This is a genomic window from Pseudomonas citri (assembly GCF_025336485.1).
Taxonomy (GTDB): domain Bacteria; phylum Pseudomonadota; class Gammaproteobacteria; order Pseudomonadales; family Pseudomonadaceae; genus Aquipseudomonas; species Aquipseudomonas citri.
The window spans coordinates 320991-339448 of record NZ_JAODAB010000006.1 but is presented as its reverse complement, the minus strand read 5'-3'; the positions used below and the strand labels follow the sequence as shown (position 1 = coordinate 339448).

The 18458-nt window shown below is 60.2% G+C and carries 18 protein-coding genes; 9 read left to right on the top strand and 9 right to left on the bottom strand.

Annotated elements, in window-relative coordinates:
• The coding region (locus N4Q37_RS10515; RefSeq protein WP_260957662.1) for a DUF2780 domain-containing protein at positions 1-506 on the bottom strand (506 nt) is incomplete at its 3' end.
• 284 nt (positions 507-790) lie between these two features.
• On the opposite strand from N4Q37_RS10515, the gene N4Q37_RS10510 reads away from it, so the two are divergent.
• From N4Q37_RS10510 to N4Q37_RS10480, 7 genes are all read left to right on the top strand, one after another.
• Complete coding sequence (locus tag N4Q37_RS10510; RefSeq protein ID WP_260957660.1) at positions 791-1204, top strand: DUF3757 domain-containing protein; 414 nt, start codon at positions 791-793, stop codon at positions 1202-1204.
• Positions 1205-1586: 382 nt separating this feature from the next.
• On the top strand, positions 1587-1859 hold the full coding sequence (locus tag N4Q37_RS10505; protein WP_260957658.1) for a hypothetical protein: 273 nt from the start codon (positions 1587-1589) through the stop codon (positions 1857-1859).
• A 186-nt stretch (positions 1860-2045) separates the two neighbouring features.
• Positions 2046-2258, top strand: coding sequence for a cold-shock protein (locus N4Q37_RS10500; RefSeq protein ID WP_260957656.1), 213 nt, complete (start codon positions 2046-2048; stop codon positions 2256-2258).
• A 27-nt stretch (positions 2259-2285) separates the two neighbouring features.
• Positions 2286-3347, top strand: coding sequence for an RHS repeat-associated core domain-containing protein (locus N4Q37_RS10495; RefSeq protein ID WP_260957655.1), 1062 nt, complete (start codon positions 2286-2288; stop codon positions 3345-3347).
• 187 nt (positions 3348-3534) lie between these two features.
• Entirely contained in the window at positions 3535-3741 is a 207-nt protein-coding gene (locus N4Q37_RS10490; RefSeq protein ID WP_260957653.1) for a cold-shock protein, read from the top strand.
• A 75-nt stretch (positions 3742-3816) separates the two neighbouring features.
• Entirely contained in the window at positions 3817-4035 is a 219-nt protein-coding gene (locus N4Q37_RS10485; RefSeq protein ID WP_260957650.1) for a hypothetical protein, read from the top strand.
• Positions 4036-4091: 56 nt separating this feature from the next.
• Positions 4092-5165 (top strand): RHS repeat-associated core domain-containing protein, encoded by a 1074-nt coding sequence (locus tag N4Q37_RS10480; protein WP_260957648.1) that lies wholly within the window; start codon positions 4092-4094, stop codon positions 5163-5165.
• A gap of 49 nt (positions 5166-5214) precedes the next feature.
• Here N4Q37_RS10480 and fdhA read toward each other — a convergent pair whose 3' ends face one another.
• From fdhA to glyA, 7 genes are all read right to left on the bottom strand, one after another.
• Entirely contained in the window at positions 5215-6414 is a 1200-nt protein-coding gene (gene fdhA, locus N4Q37_RS10475) for a formaldehyde dehydrogenase, glutathione-independent (RefSeq protein WP_260957647.1), read from the bottom strand.
• A 128-nt stretch (positions 6415-6542) separates the two neighbouring features.
• On the bottom strand, positions 6543-7400 hold the full coding sequence (gene purU, locus N4Q37_RS10470) for a formyltetrahydrofolate deformylase (protein WP_260957645.1): 858 nt from the start codon (positions 7398-7400) through the stop codon (positions 6543-6545).
• Positions 7401-7572: 172 nt separating this feature from the next.
• Positions 7573-8205, bottom strand: coding sequence for a sarcosine oxidase subunit gamma (locus N4Q37_RS10465; protein ID WP_260957643.1), 633 nt, complete (start codon positions 8203-8205; stop codon positions 7573-7575).
• Between the two features lie 100 nt (positions 8206-8305).
• Positions 8306-11323 (bottom strand): sarcosine oxidase subunit alpha, encoded by a 3018-nt coding sequence (locus N4Q37_RS10460; protein WP_260957641.1) that lies wholly within the window; start codon positions 11321-11323, stop codon positions 8306-8308.
• Positions 11320-11649, bottom strand: a complete 330-nt coding sequence (locus N4Q37_RS10455; protein WP_260957638.1) for a sarcosine oxidase subunit delta — start codon at positions 11647-11649, stop codon at positions 11320-11322. Before N4Q37_RS10455 ends, N4Q37_RS10460 begins: the two co-directional genes overlap by 4 nt.
• A gap of 15 nt (positions 11650-11664) precedes the next feature.
• Positions 11665-12915, bottom strand: a complete 1251-nt coding sequence (locus N4Q37_RS10450; RefSeq protein ID WP_260957637.1) for a sarcosine oxidase subunit beta — start codon at positions 12913-12915, stop codon at positions 11665-11667.
• 21 nt (positions 12916-12936) lie between these two features.
• Positions 12937-14190: a serine hydroxymethyltransferase gene (gene glyA / locus N4Q37_RS10445; RefSeq protein ID WP_260957635.1), complete on the bottom strand. Its 1254-nt coding sequence runs from the start codon at positions 14188-14190 to the stop codon at positions 12937-12939.
• Positions 14191-14508: 318 nt separating this feature from the next.
• Between glyA and N4Q37_RS10440 the strand changes: the two genes are divergently transcribed.
• The gene (locus N4Q37_RS10440) at positions 14509-15549 is read left to right on the top strand and encodes a threonine aldolase family protein (protein WP_260957633.1); all 1041 of its coding nucleotides are present in this window, start codon (positions 14509-14511) and stop codon (positions 15547-15549) included.
• A 175-nt stretch (positions 15550-15724) separates the two neighbouring features.
• Here N4Q37_RS10440 and gbcB read toward each other — a convergent pair whose 3' ends face one another.
• Positions 15725-16825, bottom strand: coding sequence for a glycine-betaine demethylase subunit GbcB (gene gbcB / locus N4Q37_RS10435; protein ID WP_260957631.1), 1101 nt, complete (start codon positions 16823-16825; stop codon positions 15725-15727).
• Between the two features lie 286 nt (positions 16826-17111).
• On the opposite strand from gbcB, the gene gbcA reads away from it, so the two are divergent.
• Entirely contained in the window at positions 17112-18407 is a 1296-nt protein-coding gene (gene gbcA / locus N4Q37_RS10430; RefSeq protein WP_260957629.1) for a glycine-betaine demethylase subunit GbcA, read from the top strand.
• Positions 18408-18458 lie beyond the last annotated feature (51 nt).

Genomic DNA, 18458 nt, shown 5'->3' with positions numbered 1-18458 from the left:
TGATCAAGAGCAACAGCACCTCGAACAAGCTGCATAGTTTGATGGCTGACGCGACAACTACCTTGAAAAACGCCGGCACTGAAGGTGTTGTTCAGGTCGTTGGTGTCCTTGACGTTGCCCAGCAAACCGTCGAGCAGCGGATTTTTTTCCGACCCGCCGCCGAGCAAGCTGCCCAGGCCGGTGAGGCCGCCGAGGGCGTTATTGCCGGCGAGCTGATCGAGGCCCGGGACGCTTTTGCTCAATTCGGAGAACTGCGGCTCGCTGAGCTGGTTCCTCGCCAGCCCCAGCATCGCGCCGGCACCGCCGATGGCCTGTTCCGGGGTGATCTTGAGTTCCGACCCCAGGGTATCAAGCAGCCCGGCGGTTTTCGGCGCGCTGGCACTGGCGCCCTCCTCCTGACTCCCCTGCATGGCTGACACTGCATCAGTGAGGCTGAACTGCGCGAAGGTCGGGCTGGCTGCCAGCGACAACAGGCAAGACAGTGCAAAACCGCGTGAAACCTTCATTCCGGGACGTCCTCTTGAGCCATGAAAAAGCCGCCTCATGAGGGCGGCGCAGAATCGAGCTTTGGACTGGCGGCCTGACCGATTGTTCCCTGTGCGCATTCCCCGTCCGGATCAAAAGAAAAGGCCATAGTGTCGGTGTTCACGGGCGGTTGTTATCGCCAAATATCCGAGAAAGACCTATACCAAATTCCAAATAGGCATAAATAACTGTCAGCCCTGACAGTAGCCCGCGCCGGACATAGCCGTAACCATGGCCTCGGACCAGAACATTGGAGGGCTGGCAAATGCGAAAGATCATGGCAAACCTGATGGCAGGTGGTGCGGCGGGGCTCTTTTTGTGGAGCGTCGGCCAAGTCCACGCGGGGGAAATAACCTGCCCTGGCGTCACTCAAATCCAAAGGACGATCGAGCCGGTAGAAGTGCAGGATAATCGCCAATGGGAGAGTCAACGGCTCACCGACGTCGCCGACCCGGCCATGGCGCAATTCAATAGCGCGGAGTTCGTTGCCCAGGAAGCTGAAGCCGACGAACAATCACCGACCCGCGCCACCTGCACATTCGGCACCCTGAGCCTGAGGCTGGAGTACCTGTCAGTGCAGGGACCGGCATTGTCGTCGTGGTCGAATCGTCGCTGCGAAAGCCCGGACGCCACCTTGTGCAAGCTAATAAAGGCCGATGAACTCAATCTGAGTTTCTGACAGTCAACCTAGATCTATCCGTCGCGGTTCCCCTTCTCAATCCTCTGCCACAACAGCATCTCGACTAAAAATCCCACAAATACTTGGGAAATCCCCCGCAACCGCGGACCTTGCCCGGGCCAAAGTGCGCTGCCTATAGTTCTTCCCGTCGCCCACATGGCGACTCGGGTTTGGCGACTCGATACACTATGATCAGAAGCCCTGCTTTTTGGCACGGGCTTTTGCACTCGCAGAACTGCTCAATGGCAGTTGTGCGTGGGAGGCCTTCGGGTCTGCCGGCTTCTCCATGGTGTCCGGTTCGCCAACCTGCGTACAGCTGCCACCCATTCGTTTGGCGACGAGTGAGTGGCGGCATCATCGAACCACCATGGAGATCTACCCAATGAACCGATACATGCCCCTCACCGGCGTCGACTGCACCCCCGCTTCCCTGCTCATCGACACCCAAGCCCCCCTCGACGTCCTCCACGAAACCGCTGCCTACCGCATCCGCGCCGTCACCCAGGTACTGGAGAACATCGCCTTTCGCGAAGAACTCAGCGCCGACGCCGTCGTCCTCCATGACTTCGCGCTGTTGCTGGCGATTCCACTGCGCGATGGCTGCGATGTGCTGGACGTAATCGGTCGGCGGTTGCAGGCGCAAGCCATGGCATGACCGCCGCGTGACAGTCGTTTGAATATCATCGGCAATCAGTTATTCCCTCTCGGTATTGCCTACTGTCAGCCCTGACAGTAGGCAACTCTCTTCGCCAATTCTAAGCTTGCGCCCAGGCAACAAAAACAAGGCAACGGGCAAGCGGCGGTTCCTGTGCCTTTCTTCATTCGGGCAAGGACAATAAAAATGAGCGACCGAATCAAAGGAACCGTGAAATGGTTTAACGACGCAAAGGGCTATGGCTTTATTACCTGCGGCAAAGGAGGCGCGGAACTGTTCGTTCATTATTCGGCGATTGCCGGTGAGGGTTATAAAACTTTGAAGGAGAGGCAGAGCGTTTCGTTTGAAATCGAGAAAGGCGAAAAAGGCATGCAAGCCACGAGAGTGACGCCGGACTAACGACTGGACCCTTGGAGAACGCCAACCATGTCCAAGAACCGCACAACGCTACTCTGCCGCTACCACTACGACCCGCTGGATCGCCTGGCCGACTGCACGCCATCGGCGCAAGCGAACAGCCAGCGCTTTTACCTGAAGAACCGTCTCGCCACCGAGATTCAAGGCTCGACGCAGCGCTCGATTTTCCAGCAGGACGACCAGCTCCTGGCGCAGCAGCAGCGCCAGGACGGCGTGATCGAAACCACCTTGCTCGCGACCGATCAGCAACGCTCGGTGTTGCATGTACTTGATGCCACGCAACCTCACCCTCTGGTCTACACACCGTACGGCCATCGCCCGTCCGAAAATGGTTTACTCAGCCTGCTTGGCTTCAACGGCGAACGACCAGACCCGATTACCGGGCACTATTTATTGGGCAATGGTTATCGGGCGTTCAACCCGGTGTTGATGCGGTTTAACAGCCCGGACAGTTTGAGTCCGTTTGGGGAGGGGGGGCTGAATGCATATGCATATTGTGTTGGTGATCCGGTTAATAGAACTGACCCCTCTGGACACCTTCCTTCCTTTCTTAAATTTCTGAGAAATTTTCTGAGACCTCAAACACCAAGAACCCGGGTAGCTACCACCGCAGGTGCTACGAACAGCAATGTTCAAGCCACCGCCCAAAGCCTTACGAAGCGGGGGAAATCACCTGAAAAGTCTATCCCTCAATCGTCACTTGAGCGCTTTTCCAAAGACCCCATTTACGCTCAGGTCCAGGACAGTCAAGCTCCAGTAAAAATCTCCCAGCGAACTGGACCATTACCAGCTCCACCTCCAAATGCACGGTTGCATACCGAATGGTCTGTTCCTGAGCCGGAGTTCTTAAAAGGTTCGCTCTATGACGTACCAGAAAATAAAACAACCTCGTCACGCCCTCGCCGTTTAGAAACCATTCCTGAGCACCCAAGCCCTCAAACGCCTCAATACATAAAGAAAGCTATGATGATCAATATAATAGGCATTGATCACTACAACGACGCCCAAAAAGTTATTAGAAACGGGGAGATGGTTAATCAAGTGCGGCTTCTTCCCTTCTTAGCTTTCTAAACCCGTCGCATACTAAACAACTTAAATCACCTTGAGGCACCCGAGTTATTTCAAACAGCCCTAACCCACTGTCAACTCTGACAGTAGCCCCCCATTTCCAGAGCGTTAAGCTCGAACACGCACCAAAAGAAACACAAGCGACTTCCATCGCTTTTATGCACCAACCATTCGGCAAGGCGAGAACACCATGAGTAATGTCGGAACAGTCAAGTGGTTCAACGATGAGAAGGGCTTTGGCTTTATCACGCCGGAGGACGGCGGAGCGGACCTCTTCGTTCATTACAAAGCCATACAAGGCAGCGGCTTCAAGACCCTGAAAGAAGGACAAAAAGTGTCCTACGAAGCAGTCCAGGGACAAAAAGGCATGCAAGCCGAAAATGTCCAACCTGCATGAGGTGAGCGCCGGCTGAGGTGTTTCCATACGCCGACGCTCCTGATCGCAGGTCAACTCTTTGAATAGGAGATGGCCATGCAAAAGCAGCCCGCAAGACGCAATATCCCTGCGGCCGGAAGCACCGTGTCGAGGATTGCCGCCGAATGCGAGCGGGATATCTATTTTTGCTCACCACCGACGGAAGACGGCGGGCCCGTTATAAAACCTGGGCAGAAAGTGACGTACGAACTGATGTTGGGCAGCGATGGACAGTATTACGCGGTCAACCTGGAACTTATCAGCAAAGACCCCTGAGTTGGGTCGAGCCCAGCCAGAAACCAGTCCAACCCGGTTCCCTCTGGAAGCCACCCATGACATCCACACGGACACTGCTCAGCCGGTATCGCTACGATCCGCTCGACCGGGTGGTGAGTTGCACACCGACCAACCTGACAAGTCATCAGCGCTTTTATCTGAAGAGTCGTCTGGCTACTGAGGTTCAAGGCGCGGCACAGCGCTCGATTTTCCAGCACGAGGACCAACTCCTGGCGGTACAACAGCGCCAGGACAATGTCATTGAAACCACCCTGCTCGCCACTGATCACCAACACTCGGTATTGCAGGCACTCAATGCCACGCAACCTCACCCTTTCGTCTATACGCCGTACGGCTACCGCGCCCCGGAAAATGGTTTACTCAGCCTGCTCGGCTTCAACGGCGAACGACCAGACCCAATTACCGGGCACTATTTATTGGGAAATGGTTATCGGGCGTTCAATCCGGTGCTGATGCGGTTTAACAGTCCGGACAGTCAGAGTCCGTTTGGAGCGGGTGGGTTGAATAGCTATACCTATTGTTTGGGGGATCCGATCAATCAGATAGACCCGACAGGAGGTATATCATTCAGCTTATTGGGTAGCACGTTGCACCGACTCTTTAGAAGCTACATCGACAAGCTATTTGGCATCACAAGAAAAACCATCAAAAACTATCGAACAATTGCAAAAGGTGTTGCTATATTCGAGGACACCCAAAAAAGCAACTTGAGTCGTTTGAATGTAGTAGCCCATGGCGGACAGCCCATCGAAGGAAAATTTCCGTACATCATCGCAGACGATAGACTTATAACACCCTCCCAATTACATTTCAGACTTAAAAATAGAGTTAACCTTGGAAAATATGACACCATTCGGACACTCGTCTGCTATTCAGCCGATGGCGAAATACCATTCGGCTCGACGCTTTCAGAACTCACTGGGAAGCCAGTAAAAGCATTCTCGGGCCGGGTTCTTTCTGGGCCAACCCAGACGCCTAAAAACAACCTACCGAACGGAACCATCGATAACACCGTATCAGAGTACATGGTGGTCAAAGATCGCTATCTCAGTCGCTTGTTATTTAACTATCGCCCCGAAAAATTCATAAACATCAGAAAAGCCCCATAAAAAAGGGCGACATCACTGTCGCCCTTTTTTCCGTCTTGCCCTTTACCGCTTACGCCGCACTGAACAACTTGTGCGGATCAATCACAAACTTCTTCGGCACGCCCGCGTCGAACTCGCCGTAGCCTTTCGGCGCGTCGTCCAGGCTGATCACCTGTACGCCGACGATTTCGGCGATGTTGATGCGATCCCACATGATCGCTTGCATCAGCGCGCGGTTGTACTTCATTACCGGGGTCTGGCCGGTGTGGAAGCTGTGGGATTTGGCCCAGCCCAGGCCGAAACGGATGCTCAGGGCACCGATCTTGGCGGCGGCATCGACCGCGCCCGGGTCTTCGGTCACGTACAGGCCAGGGATACCGATCTTGCCGGCGACGCGGGTCACTTGCATCAGCGAGTTGAGCACGGTAGCCGGGGCTTCGTGCTTGACGCCGTCATGGCCGTGGCCGCGGGCTTCGAAGCCGACGCAGTCGACAGCGCAGTCCACTTCTGGCTCGCCCAGCAACGCAGCGATCTGCTCGTGCAGCGGGGTGTCCTGGGACAGGTCGGCGATTTCGAAACCCTGGGCCTTGGCGTGAGCCAGGCGGATCGGGTTGACGTCGCCGACGATGACCACGGCAGCGCCCAGCAGGCGGGCGGAAGCGGCGGCCGCCAGGCCAACCGGACCGGCACCGGCGATGTAGACGGTGCTGCCAGGGCCAACGCCGGCAGTGACGGCGCCATGGTAGCCAGTCGGCAGGATGTCGGACAGGCAGGTCAGGTCACGGATTTTCTCCATGGCCTTGTCGCGGTCCGGCAGCTTCAGCAGGTTGAAGTCGGCGTATGGCACCATCACGTATTCGGCCTGGCCGCCGGTCCAGTCGCCCATGTCGACGTAACCGTAGGCACCACCGGCACGCGCCGGGTTGACGGTCAGGCAGACGCCAGTGTGTTGCTCTTTGCAGGAACGGCAGCGCCCGCAAGCCACGTTGAACGGCACCGACACCAGGTCACCGATTTTCAGGTTCTCGACGTCAGTGCCCTTTTCGATCACTTCACCAGTGATCTCGTGCCCCAGGACCAGGCCGGTCTGGGCAGTGGTACGGCCGCGCACCATGTGCTGGTCGGAGCCGCAGATGTTGGTGGATACCACGCGCAGGATCACACCGTGCTGGATCTTCCTGCCGCGCGGGTCCTGCATTTTTGGATAGTCGATTTTCTGTACTTCGACCTTGCCGTTGCCGAGATACACGACACCACGATTACCAGACATGCTTTCACCTCGCTGTTGTTTTTGTGGAACTGCGTCACCCAGGCAGGCAGCGCGTTTGTGCTCGGATTAGTACTGGGATTATCAGAGAAGAACTGCTCGCCAACGCACCTCAAAGCGCCACAAAGCATCTAAAGAACGACAGTGCGATTGGCGTTCAGGAACACCCGTCTTTCGATGTGATAGCCCACCGCCCGGGCCAATGTAAGGCCTTCGATGTCCCGGCCCTTGGCGATCAGGTCCTCGGGGTAGTGGCTGTGGTCCACCACCTCCACGCCCTGGGCGATGATCGGGCCTTCGTCCAGGTCGTTGTTGATGTAGTGCGCCGTCGCGCCCACCAGTTTCACGCCTTTGTTGTAGGCCTGGTGGTACGGCTTGGCACCCTTGAAACCCGGCAGCAGCGAGTGGTGGATGTTGATCGCCTTACCGTCGAGTTTGCGGCACAGCTCTGGCGACAACACCTGCATGTAGCGGGCGAGAATCACCAGCTCGGCGCCGGTGTCTTCGATCACTTGCCACACCTGCCGCTCCTGGGCCGGCTTGTCGTTCGGGTCCAGGGGGAAATGGTAGTAGGGAATCTGGTGCCAGTCGGCCAGCGGCTTGAGGTCGGGGTGGTTGGATACCACGGCCACCACGTCCATCGACAACTGGCCGATGCGCTGGCGGTAGAGCAAGTCGTTGAGGCAGTGATCGGCCTTGGAGACCATGATCACCACTTTCGGCCGGTAGTTCGGCGCGGTCAGTTCGAAGACCATGCTGAAGGCTTGCGCCCGCTCGGCCAGGCCGGTGCGGAACCGCTGTTCGTCAAAACCGTCCGGCTGGCGGAACTCCACACGAATGAAGAAACGCCCCGAGAGCCGGTCGTCGAAGGAATGGTGCTCGGTGACGTAGCAGCCCTGCTCGAACAGAAAGCGTGTGACCGCATCCACGGTGCCGAGCACGCTGGGGCAGTCGGCGGTGAGAATCCATGTGTCTGGGGCGCGGCTCATGGGGGTGACTCCTGTTCGTTATGGATACCCCCCTGCCCAGCACAGAACCCTGTGGCAGAGGAGTTTATCTGTGGGGGCAAAGCTTGCTCGCGATGAAGACAACGCGGTCTCGTTGGGGACCGAGGCGCCTGAAGTCGCGAGCAAGCTTTGCTCCCACAAAGTCCTTCGTGTTTCAGGCCTGCACGTTCAAACCGTACTCGGCCGCCGCATCCTGCAACCACAACCACCAGTAATCGGAGAAGCTGCGACGGATCAGCAGTTCCCAGGTGTTTTCGGCGGTATGGCGGATCACCAGTTGCGACTTGGCGAACACCGTGCCCACGGCCTTGCCGACCGGGAAGTTGCTTGGGTGTACATCGTAGCTGGTGGATTTCATCAGCACGTCGCGCACGTTCGGACCGGACAGTTCGAGGATCTGCTGGCCGCCGCTGACGTTAACGATCTGGATGTGCAGGTCGCCCAGCGCTTCACGCAGTTTTTTCTCGGCGGCGAACTCTTCACCGCTTGGCACGACCAGCAACCACTCGTCCGGGCCAAGCCATTGCAGGCTGGTTTCGCCCTTGACGATGACGGCCAGCGCACCTGGCAATTCCAGGCCCAGGGCCTTGTGCACACCCGCGGCGAACGCCGGGTTATGGCCGTCGCCACGCAGGGTCAGGTGACCCAGGAGTTTTTTCTCGCGCACGGTCACGCCGGCGTTCTTGCGGCCCTTGCCGACCAGGCTGGCGAGGTCGGCATGGTGCAGCGACGACTCGGCCTTGGCCCCATTGGTTGGGCGTTGTTGGTACACGTTGACTGCGGTCATATAGCACCTGTCTTGAATTCTGCTTTAGACCTGTCGAGGCGTGGCGCGTGGGAGCAAGCCTTGCTCCCACGCGCCCCCACCCCCACAGGGTCCAGGTCATTTAGATATTCTGCCGATCCCCCTTCGGATCGAAGAACACCGAAGAAACGATCTCTGCCTCGATCACCGTGCCGTCGGCCAGCGGTGCGAACACGCGTTCGCCCATGCGCTTGAGCCCGCCCTTGACCACGCCCATGGCGAACGAGTAGCCCAGGGAGTTGTGCGCGTAGCTGGAGGTCACGTGGCCGACCATCGTCATCGGGATGGCCTGCTTGGGGTTGAACACCAGTTGCGCGCCTTCCGGCAGCCAGACATTCGGGTCGATCGGCTTGAGGCCCACCAGTTGCTTGCGGTCTTCGCGCAGGCAGTCTTCGCGGTTCATGCCACGCCAGCCGATCCACGAGAACGGTTTGGTACGGCCTACGCACCAGCCCATGTTCAGGTCGTCCGGGGTCATCGAGCCGTCGGTGTCCTGGCCGACGATGATGAAGCCTTTCTCGGCCCGCAGTACGTGCATGGTTTCGGTGCCGTACGGAGTCAGGTTGTACTTCTTGCCCGCCTCGACGATCTGCTCGAGCACGCCCATGGCGTAGTCGGCCTGCACGTTGACTTCGTACGACAGTTCACCGGTGAACGAGATCCGGAACACCCGGGCCGGCACGCCGCCCACCAGGCCTTCCTTCCAGGTCATGAACGGGAAGTTGTCCTTGTCCATGTCGATGTCGGTGATTTCGCTCAGCAGCTTGCGGCTGTTGGGGCCCGACAGGGTCATGGTCGCCCAGTGGTCGGTGACCGAGGTGAAGTACACCTTCAGCTCCGGCCATTCGGTCTGCTGGTAGATCTCCAGCCATTGCAGCACACGGGCCGCACCGCCGGTGGTGGTGGTCATGATGAAGTGGTTCTCACCGACGCAGGCGGTCACGCCGTCGTCGAACACCATGCCATCTTCCTTGCACATCAGGCCGTAGCGGGCCTTGCCCACGTCGAGCTTGGTCCAGGCGTTGGTGTAGATGCGGTTGAGGAACTCACGGGCATCCGGGCCCTGGATGTCGATCTTGCCCAGGGTCGAGGCGTCCAGCAAACCGACGCTGTCGCGCACGGCCTTGCACTCGCGCTTGACCGCGGCGTGCATGTCTTCGCCGTTCTTCGGGAAGTACCAAGGGCGCTTCCACTGGCCGACGTCTTCGAACTCGGCACCGTTCTTCACGTGCCAGGCATGCAGCGCGGTGAAGCGCACAGGCTCGAAGATATGCCCGCAGTTACGACCGGCGATCGCACCGAAGGTGACCGGCGTGTAGTTCGGCCGGAACATGGTGGTGCCCACCTGCGGGATGCTCACGTTCATCGAGCGTGCCGCGATGGCCAGGCCGTTGATGTTGCCCAGCTTGCCCTGGTCGGTGCCGAAGCCCAGTGCGGTGTAGCGCTTGACGTGCTCCACCGACTCGAAGCCTTCGCGGGTGGCGAGTTCGATGGCGGCGGCGGTAACGTCGTTCTGCAGGTCGACGAATTGCTTCGGTGCCCGTGCAGTGGATTTTTCATGCGGCACCTGGAACAGCGCCAGGGTCGCTTCTTCGTGACGGCTCAGCGCTTTGGGCAACACGCCCTTCACGGCTTTGAGGCCGGCTTCGCTGGCTGCGCGCACGCCGCCTTCGAAACCGTCGGCCAGCACATCGCCCAGGCTGTAGACGCCATTCACGCCGCCGACGCAGACGCGTTTCTGTGGCGCTTCGCCCGGTACGAAACCGAGGATGTCTTCACGCCAGACCGGCCGGCTGCCCAGGTGCGAAGCCAGGTGGACCACCGGGCTGTAGCCGCCGGAGCTGGCGACCAGGTCGCAATCGAGCCATTCGCCAGGGCTGGTGACTTTGTGCGCGCGGACGTCGATCGCGGCGACACGGGCGGCGGTGACACGCTTGCTGCCGCGGGCCTCGATCACGGCGCTGCCGGTGAGGATGCGAATGCCTTTGGCGCGTGCTTCTTCCACCAGCGCACCGCGAGGGTTGCTGCGGGCGTCGGCAACGGCGACCACTTGCAGGCCGGCGTCATACCAGTCCAGGGCCACACGGTAGGCGTAGTCGTTGTTGGTGCTCAGCACCAGTTTCTTGCCCGGTGCCACGCCATAGCGGCGCACGTAGGTGGACACCGCACCGGCCAGCATGTTGCCCGGCACGTCGTTGTTGCCGTAGACCAGCGGACGTTCGCAGGTACCGGTTGCCAGCACGACACGCTTGGCGCGGACACGGTTGATGCGCTGACGGACCTGGCCGATCGGCGCGCGATCGCCGAGGTGGTCGGTCAGGCGCTCGTGGATGGTCAGGAAGTTGTGGTCGTGGTAACCGTTCACCGTGGCGCGCGGCAGCAGCACCACTTCAGGCAGCGAACGCAGTTCAGCCACCGCAGCGGCAACCCATTCGGTCGCAGGCTTGCCATCCAGGCTTTCACGGGTGTCGAGCAGGCTACCGCCGAACTCTTCCTGTTCATCGGCCAGGATCACGCGCGCACCGCTGCGCGCGGCAGCCAGCGCAGCCGCCAGGCCGGCAGGGCCGGCACCGACCACCAGCACGTCACAGTGACGGTTGATGGCGTCGTAGGTGTCCGGATCGTTCTCGGTCGGCGAGCGACCCAGGCCCGCGGCCTTGCGGATGTACTTCTCGTAAGTCATCCAGAACGATTGCGGGTACATGAAGGTCTTGTAGTAGAAGCCCGGTGGCATCATCTTGCCGCCGACTTTACCCAGGATCCCCATCACGTCGTTGTTCACGTTCGGCCAGCCGTTGGTGCTGGAGGCAACCAGGCCCTGGTACAGCGCCTGTTGCGTGGCACGCACGTTAGGGATCTGCGTGGCTTCGGTGGCACCGATCTGCAGCACGGCGTTCGGCTCTTCCGCACCGGCGGCGAAAATGCCCCGTGGACGGGAGTATTTGAAGCTGCGGCCAATGATATCGACGCCGTTGGCCAGCAGCGCAGCGGCCAGGGAATCGCCTTCGAAACCTTTGTAGCTCTGACCGTTGAAGGTGAAGCTCAATACTTTGCTGCGGTCGATCCGTCCGCCGTTGGACAGGCGATTGATCTGGCTCATACCTTCTCTCCCAGAGCCTGTGCGGCCGCTTTCGGACTGTCAGCCTTGTCGGTGAATTGCGGCTTTTGGCCGATCTTGTAGGTTTCCAGAATTTCGTAGGTCACGGTGTCACGGGTCGCGTTGAAGTACTGGCGGCAACCGGCGGCATGGATCCACAACTCATGGTGCAGGCCACGCGGGTTGTCGCGGAAGAACATGTAGTCGCCCCACTGCTCGTCGGTGCAGCCGTTCGGATCCAGCGGACGCGGGATATGTGCCTGGCCGCCGGCGTGGAATTCCTCTTCGGAGCGCAGTTCGCCGCAATGAGGACAGAAGATGTGCAACATAGGATTTTTCTCCTGTTAGTGGGCGACGGCAGCAGCGCCGTGTTCGTCGATCAGTGCACCGCTGTGGAAGCGGTCCATGGAAAACGGTGCGGCCAGTGGGTGCATTTCACCCTTGGCCAGGCTGGCGGCAAACACGTTGCCCGAGCCTGGAGTGGCCTTGAAGCCACCGGTACCCCAACCGCAGTTGAAGAACATGTTCGGCACTGGTGTCTTCGAAATGATCGGGCAGGCGTCCGGCGAGGTGTCGACGATACCGCCCCACTGGCGGTTCATGCGGACCCGCGAGAGGATCGGGAACATCTCGACGATGGCCTGGACGGTGTGCTCGATCACCGGGTACGAACCACGCTGGCCGTAGCCGTTGTAGCCGTCGATACCGGCACCGATCACCAGGTCGCCCTTGTCGGACTGGCTGATGTAGCCGTGTACGGCGTTGGACATGATCACGCTGTCGATAATCGGCTTGATCGGCTCGGACACCAACGCTTGCAGCGGGTGCGACTCGAGCGGCAGGCGGAAGCCGGCCAGCTTGGCCATGTGCCCGGAGTTACCGGCGGTCACCACGCCGACACGCTTGGCGCCGATGAAGCCTTTGTTGGTTTCCACGCCGATGCACACGCCGTTTTCCTTGCGGAAGCCGATTACTTCGGTCTGCTGGATCAGGTCCACGCCCAAGGCGTCGGCGGCACGGGCGAAGCCCCACGCCACGGCATCGTGACGGGCCACGCCGCCACGCCGCTGGACGGTTGCGCCCAGTACCGGGTAGCGGGTGTTCTTCGAGCAATCCAGGTACGGGATCTCGTCGGCCACTTGCTTGGCGTTGAGCAGCTCGCCGTCCACGCCGTTGAGGCGGTTGGCGTTGACCCGACGCTCGGAGTCACGGATGTCCTGCAGGGTATGGCACAGGTTGTAGACGCCACGCTGGGAGAACATCACGTTGTAGTTCAGGTCCTGGGACAGGCCTTCCCACAGTTTCATCGCGTGCTCGTACAGGTGGGCCGATTCGTCCCACAGGTAGTTGGAGCGCACAATGGTGGTGTTACGGGCGGTGTTACCGCCGCCCAGGTAACCTTTCTCGACCACGGCCACGTTGGTGATGCCGTGCTCCTTGGCCAGGTAGTAGGCGGTCGCCAGACCGTGCCCGCCACCGCCGACGATGACCACGTCGTAGACCTTTTTCGGGGTCGGCGTGCGCCACATCCGCTGCCAGTTCTCGTGATGGCTGAGAGAGTGTTTGAAGAGGCCGAAGCCCGAATAGCGTTGCATAGTCATTACTCCAAAACCGACTCAGCGATAAACCGGGAAGTCCGCGCACAGGGCCGCCACTTGCTGGGCGACATTGGCCTCGACGTCGGCATCGCCGAGGTTGTCGAGGATGTCGCAGATCCAGCCGGCCAGCGTGACGCACTGGGTGACCTTGAAGCCGCGCGTGGTCACCGCCGGGGTGCCGATGCGCAGGCCGGAAGTCACGAACGGCGATTGCGGGTCGTTCGGCACGGCGTTCTTGTTCACGGTGATATGGGCACGGCCCAGGGCAGCATCGGCATCCTTGCCGGTCAGGCCCTGACGGATCAGGCTGACCAGGAACAGGTGGTTATCGGTGCCGCCGGACACTACATCGTAGCCGCGCTTGACGAACACGCCAGCCATCGCCTGGGCGTTGTCGATCACTTGCTGCTGGTAGGCCTTGAAACCTGGCTCCAACGCTTCCTTGAAGCACACGGCCTTGCCGGCGATCACGTGCATCAGCGGGCCGCCCTGGGCGCCCGGGAACACTGCGGCGTTGAGCTTCTTCTCGATTTCTTCGTTGGACTTGGCCAGGATCAGGCCGCCACGTGGACCGCGCAGGGTCTTGTGGGTGGTGGTGGTGACCACGTCGGCGTAAGGCAGCGGGTTCGGATACAGGCCAGCGGCCACCAGGCCGGCAACGTGGGCCATGTCGACGAACAGCAGTGCGCCAACCTTATCGGCGATCTGGCGGAAACGTGGGAAGTCGAGGGTCTTGGAGTAGGCCGAGAAACCAGCCACGATCATTTTCGGCTTGTGCTCGACCGCCAGGCGCTCGACTTCGTCGTAGTCGATCAGGCCGGTGGTGGTATCAATGCCGTATTGCACCGCGTTGTACAGCTTGCCCGAGGACGACACCTTGGCACCGTGGGTCAGGTGGCCGCCGTGGGCCAGGCTCATGCCCAGGATGGTGTCACCGGCCGACAACAGCGCCAGGTAGACCGCGGCGTTGGCCGAAGAACCGGAGTGCGGCTGGACGTTGGCATAGTCGGCGCCGAACAGTTGCTTGGCGCGCTCGATGGCCAGGGCCTCGACTTTGTCGACGTACTCGCAGCCACCGTAGTAGCGCTTGCCCGGATAGCCTTCGGCGTACTTGTTGGTCAGGCCGCTGCCCTGGGCCTGCATGACGCGCTTGCTGGTGTAGTTTTCCGACGCGATCAGTTCGATGTGATCTTCCTGGCGTTGCTCTTCGGCATTCATCGCCGCCAACAGTGCATCGTCATAACCTTGGATTTGGTCTTGCTTGCTGAACATCGCGTCTCTCCCAGCGGTGGCGGTGCGCCTATTGTCTTGGTAAAGGCACTGCCCCTTCGACAGTACCCTTTGGATGCGATGGTATGGCGGGCGCAGGCAGGTCAAATGCCTATGGACGCCACGCAAAGGTGCTTTTACGACATGAGCGCGCAGACTTTGGGAGCAAAACCTGGGGCGGGATAACTGCGCAAGTGCGCTCCCCCACCAATCTTGGGTAAAGTGCGCACCAGCATCGAGCACGGCGCTGCGGACCCAAGCACGCCGAACCAGGGAGTTCTTTACCCAGGACTCTCTATTCAAGATTCAAGGAGCAAGGCCATGACCGACAAGAGTCAACAGTTTGCCAGCGACAACTATTCCGGCATTTGCCCCGAAGCCTGGGCGGCGATGGAAGAAGCCAACCAGGGCCATCAACGCGCCTACGGCGACGACGAATGGACTCACCGCGCGGCGGACGGGTTCCGGGCCCTGTTCGAAACCGACTGCGAAGTGTTTTTTGCCTTCAACGGCACTGCGGCCAACTCCCTGGCCCTGTCGTCGCTGTGCCAGAGCTACCACAGCGTCATCTGCTCGGAAACCGCCCACGTCGAAACCGACGAATGCGGCGCCCCGGAATTCTTCTCCAACGGTTCGAAGTTGCTCATCGCCCGTACTGAAAACGGCAAGCTGACCCCCGAGTCGATCCGCGAAATCGCCCTCAAGCGCCAGGACATCCATTACCCCAAGCCGCGAGTCGTCACGCTGACCCAGGCCACGGAGGTCGGCAGCGTCTACACCCCGGAAGAAATCCGCGCCATCAGCATCACCTGCAAGGAACTGGGGCTGAACCTGCACATGGACGGCGCGCGTTTTTCCAACGCCTGCGCCTTCCTCGGCTGCACCCCGGCCGACCTGACCTGGAAGGCCGGCGTGGACGTGTTGTGCTTTGGCGGAACGAAAAACGGCATGGCGGTGGGCGAGGCGATCCTGTTCTTCAACCGCGACCTGGCCGAAGACTTCGACTATCGCTGCAAACAGGCCGGGCAACTGGCCTCGAAGATGCGCTTTCTCTCGGCGCCGTGGGTCGGCCTGCTGCAAGACGACGCCTGGCTCAAGCACGCCCGCCACGCCAACCACTGCGCCCATCTGCTGGCACAACTGGTCAGCGACATCCCCGGCGTGGAACTGATGTTCCCGGTCCAGGCCAACGGCGTGTTCCTACAACTCTCGGAACCGGCCATCGCCGCCCTGACGGCCAGGGGCTGGCGCTTCTACACCTTCATAGGCAAGGGTGGCGCACGCTTCATGTGCTCGTGGGACACCGAAGAGGCACGGGTGCGGGAATTGGCGGCGGATATTCGGGAAGTGATGGCAATCTAGAAAAGGACGCTCACGCGCCATCGATAGCAAAAGGCACTGCGAGGGCAAAAAAACACTGTGGGAGCAAAGCTTGCTCGCGATGCAGACGACTCGGTTCCCGAGAAACCGCGCAACCTTCATCGCGGGCAAGCCTTGCTCCCACAAGCGCCTGCCCACCCCTACCAGGAGATGCGGATCAATACTCGATCCGCACGTCCCCTTTCGGCACGCTGCAGCACGACAGGATGTAGCCTTCGGCCTCGTCGTCCTCGGTGATGCCGCCGTTGTGATCCATTTCCACTTCCCCGCCCAGCTTCAGGACCTTGCAGGTCCCGCAGATGCCCATGCCGCAGGCCTTGGGAATCATCATGCCAAGTTTTGCAGCGGCGGCATGGACGGTTTCTCCCGGGCCCACGCGAATGCTCTTGCCAGAGGAGGTGAATTCCACCAGGTGCAGTTCCGCATCATCGACCTCGGCTGCCTCGGCGGCCTGGCCGGCATGTTCCACGGCGTCGGCCTTGGCTTCCGGCGGCGTGGCGCCGAAGGATTCTTCGTGATAGCGCTTCATGTCGAAGCCGGCGGCTTCCAGCAAGCGCTTGACTGCGTTCATGTACGGCGTCGGGCCGCAGCAGAACACCTCGCGCTCCATGAAGTCCGGCGCCATCAGCTCCAGCATCTTGTGGTTCAGGTAACCGCGATAACCGGCCCAAGGCTCGCCCAGACCGTGTTTTTCGCAGATCAGGTGCAGGCTGAAGTTATCGATCCGCGACGCCATGTGTTCCAGTTCGCGGTGATAGATGATGTCCTTGGGCGAACGGGCGCTGTGGATGAACACCATGTCGACGTTGCCATTGGTGTCGTAGTACCAGCGCGCCATGGACATCACCGGGGTAATGCCGACGCCGCCGCTGAGGTAGAGGACCTTCGGGGCGGAGAAATCGATGGCATTGAACAGCCCCACCGGCCCGTGCACCGCCAGCTCCTGGCCTTCGTGCAGGGTGTCGTGCAGCCAGTTGGAGACCTTACCCCCCGGCACGCGCTTGATGGTCACCGAAAAGCTGTAGGGCACCGACGGTGAGCTGGAGATGGTGTAGGAGCGCATGACCTGCTGGCCTTCGATTTCCAGCTCCAGGGTGACAAACTGCCCGGGCTTGAAAAAGAACATGATCGGCTGGTCTGCCATGAAGCAGAAGGTGCGCACATCCCAGGTTTCCTGGATGACTTTGACGCAGCGCACGATATGTCGGCCATTGGCCCAGGTCTGGGTGGTGACCGGGTTCAGGAAATTATTGGACATGTTGTTCTCCACGGCCGACTGTCGGCCTCATCATGATGGCGATTGTGCGCAGGCGCCGAAAGCGTCGTTTACCTATTCGCGACATTCACATACTTATCGCGACCAGCCCCCAACCACCGGGGGTTGCGCGTCGGGAACAGATTGGGCCATGTCGCCCATGGATAAGGTTCGACCCCTGCGCGGCCCCACACTCGCCTCCACAGACAAACATAATTTCTGCCTTGCGTAGCACTACCGATTAGCCACTTTCACCGGCTCCACTTAGAGAGCCACTGAGGATAAAACGATGGACGTCACCACTACCCTGAGCCTGGGCGATCCGCTGGAACCCGCACGCAAGGCCACCGCGCAGATGCTGCAAGAGCGCGAACGCACCTATTCGCTGCCGCAGCCGTTCTACAGCGATGAGCGCGTGTTCGATATCGACATGCAGGAAATCTTCCACAAGGAATGGCTGATCGCCGGCATGACCTGCGAGATTCCGGCCAAGGGCAACTTCCTGACCCTGCAGATCGGCAAGAACCCGATCATCGTGATCCGCGGTGCCGACGGTGTCGTGCATGCCTTCCACAACGTTTGCCGCCACCGCGGTTCGCGCCTGTGCACCAGCGACAAGGGCAAGGTTGCCAAGCTGGTTTGCCCTTATCACCAGTGGACCTACGAGCTGGACGGCCGCCTGCTGTTCGCCGGCACCGAAATGGGCGCCGACTTCGACATGAAGCAGTATGGCCTCAAGCCGGTGAATGTGAAGACCGCTGGGGGCTACATCTTCATCAGCCTGGCTGAAAACCCTCCGGCCATCGACAGCTTCCTGTCGACCCTGAGCCACTACATGGAACCGTACGACATGGAGAACACCAAGGTGGCGGTGCAAACCACCTTGATGGAAAAGGCCAACTGGAAGCTGGTGCTGGAAAACAACCGCGAGTGCTACCACTGCAACGGCTCGCACCCTGAGCTGCTCAAGACCCTGCTGGAATGGGACGACGTCACCGACCCGCGCGCCGACCAGGCGTTCAAGGACCACGTCGCTGCCTCCGCCGCTGCCTGGGAAGCCGAGAAGATCCCGTACGCCCACGCCAGCTTCGGCCTGCGTAACCGTATCGTGCGCATGCCGTTGCTCAAGGGCACCGTGTCGATGACCATGGACGGCAAGCAAGGCTGCGCCAAGCTGATGGGCCGCATCAAGAACCCGGACCTGGGCTCGATGCGCATCCTGCACCTGCCGCACTCGTGGAACCACTGCATGGGCGACCACATCATCGTGTTCACCGTGTGGCCGATCAGTGCCCAGGAAACCATGGTCACCACCAAGTGGATCGTGCACAAGGACGCGGTCGAAGGCGTGGACTATGACGTGCAGCGCATGCGCGAAGTCTGGGACGCCACCAACGACCAGGACCGTCGCCTGGCCGAGGAAAACCAGCGCGGCATCAACTCCACCGCCTACCAGCCTGGCCCTTACTCCAAGACCTATGAGTTCGGCGTGGTGAACTTCATCGACTGGTACAGCGGCCGCATGCTCCACAACCTGGGGGCCGAACCGGCACCGTACCTCAAGGACGTGGCTATTCAGAAGTAAGCATGATCGATGGAAGAACACCCCGTGGCGTCGAGACGCCACGGGGTGTTT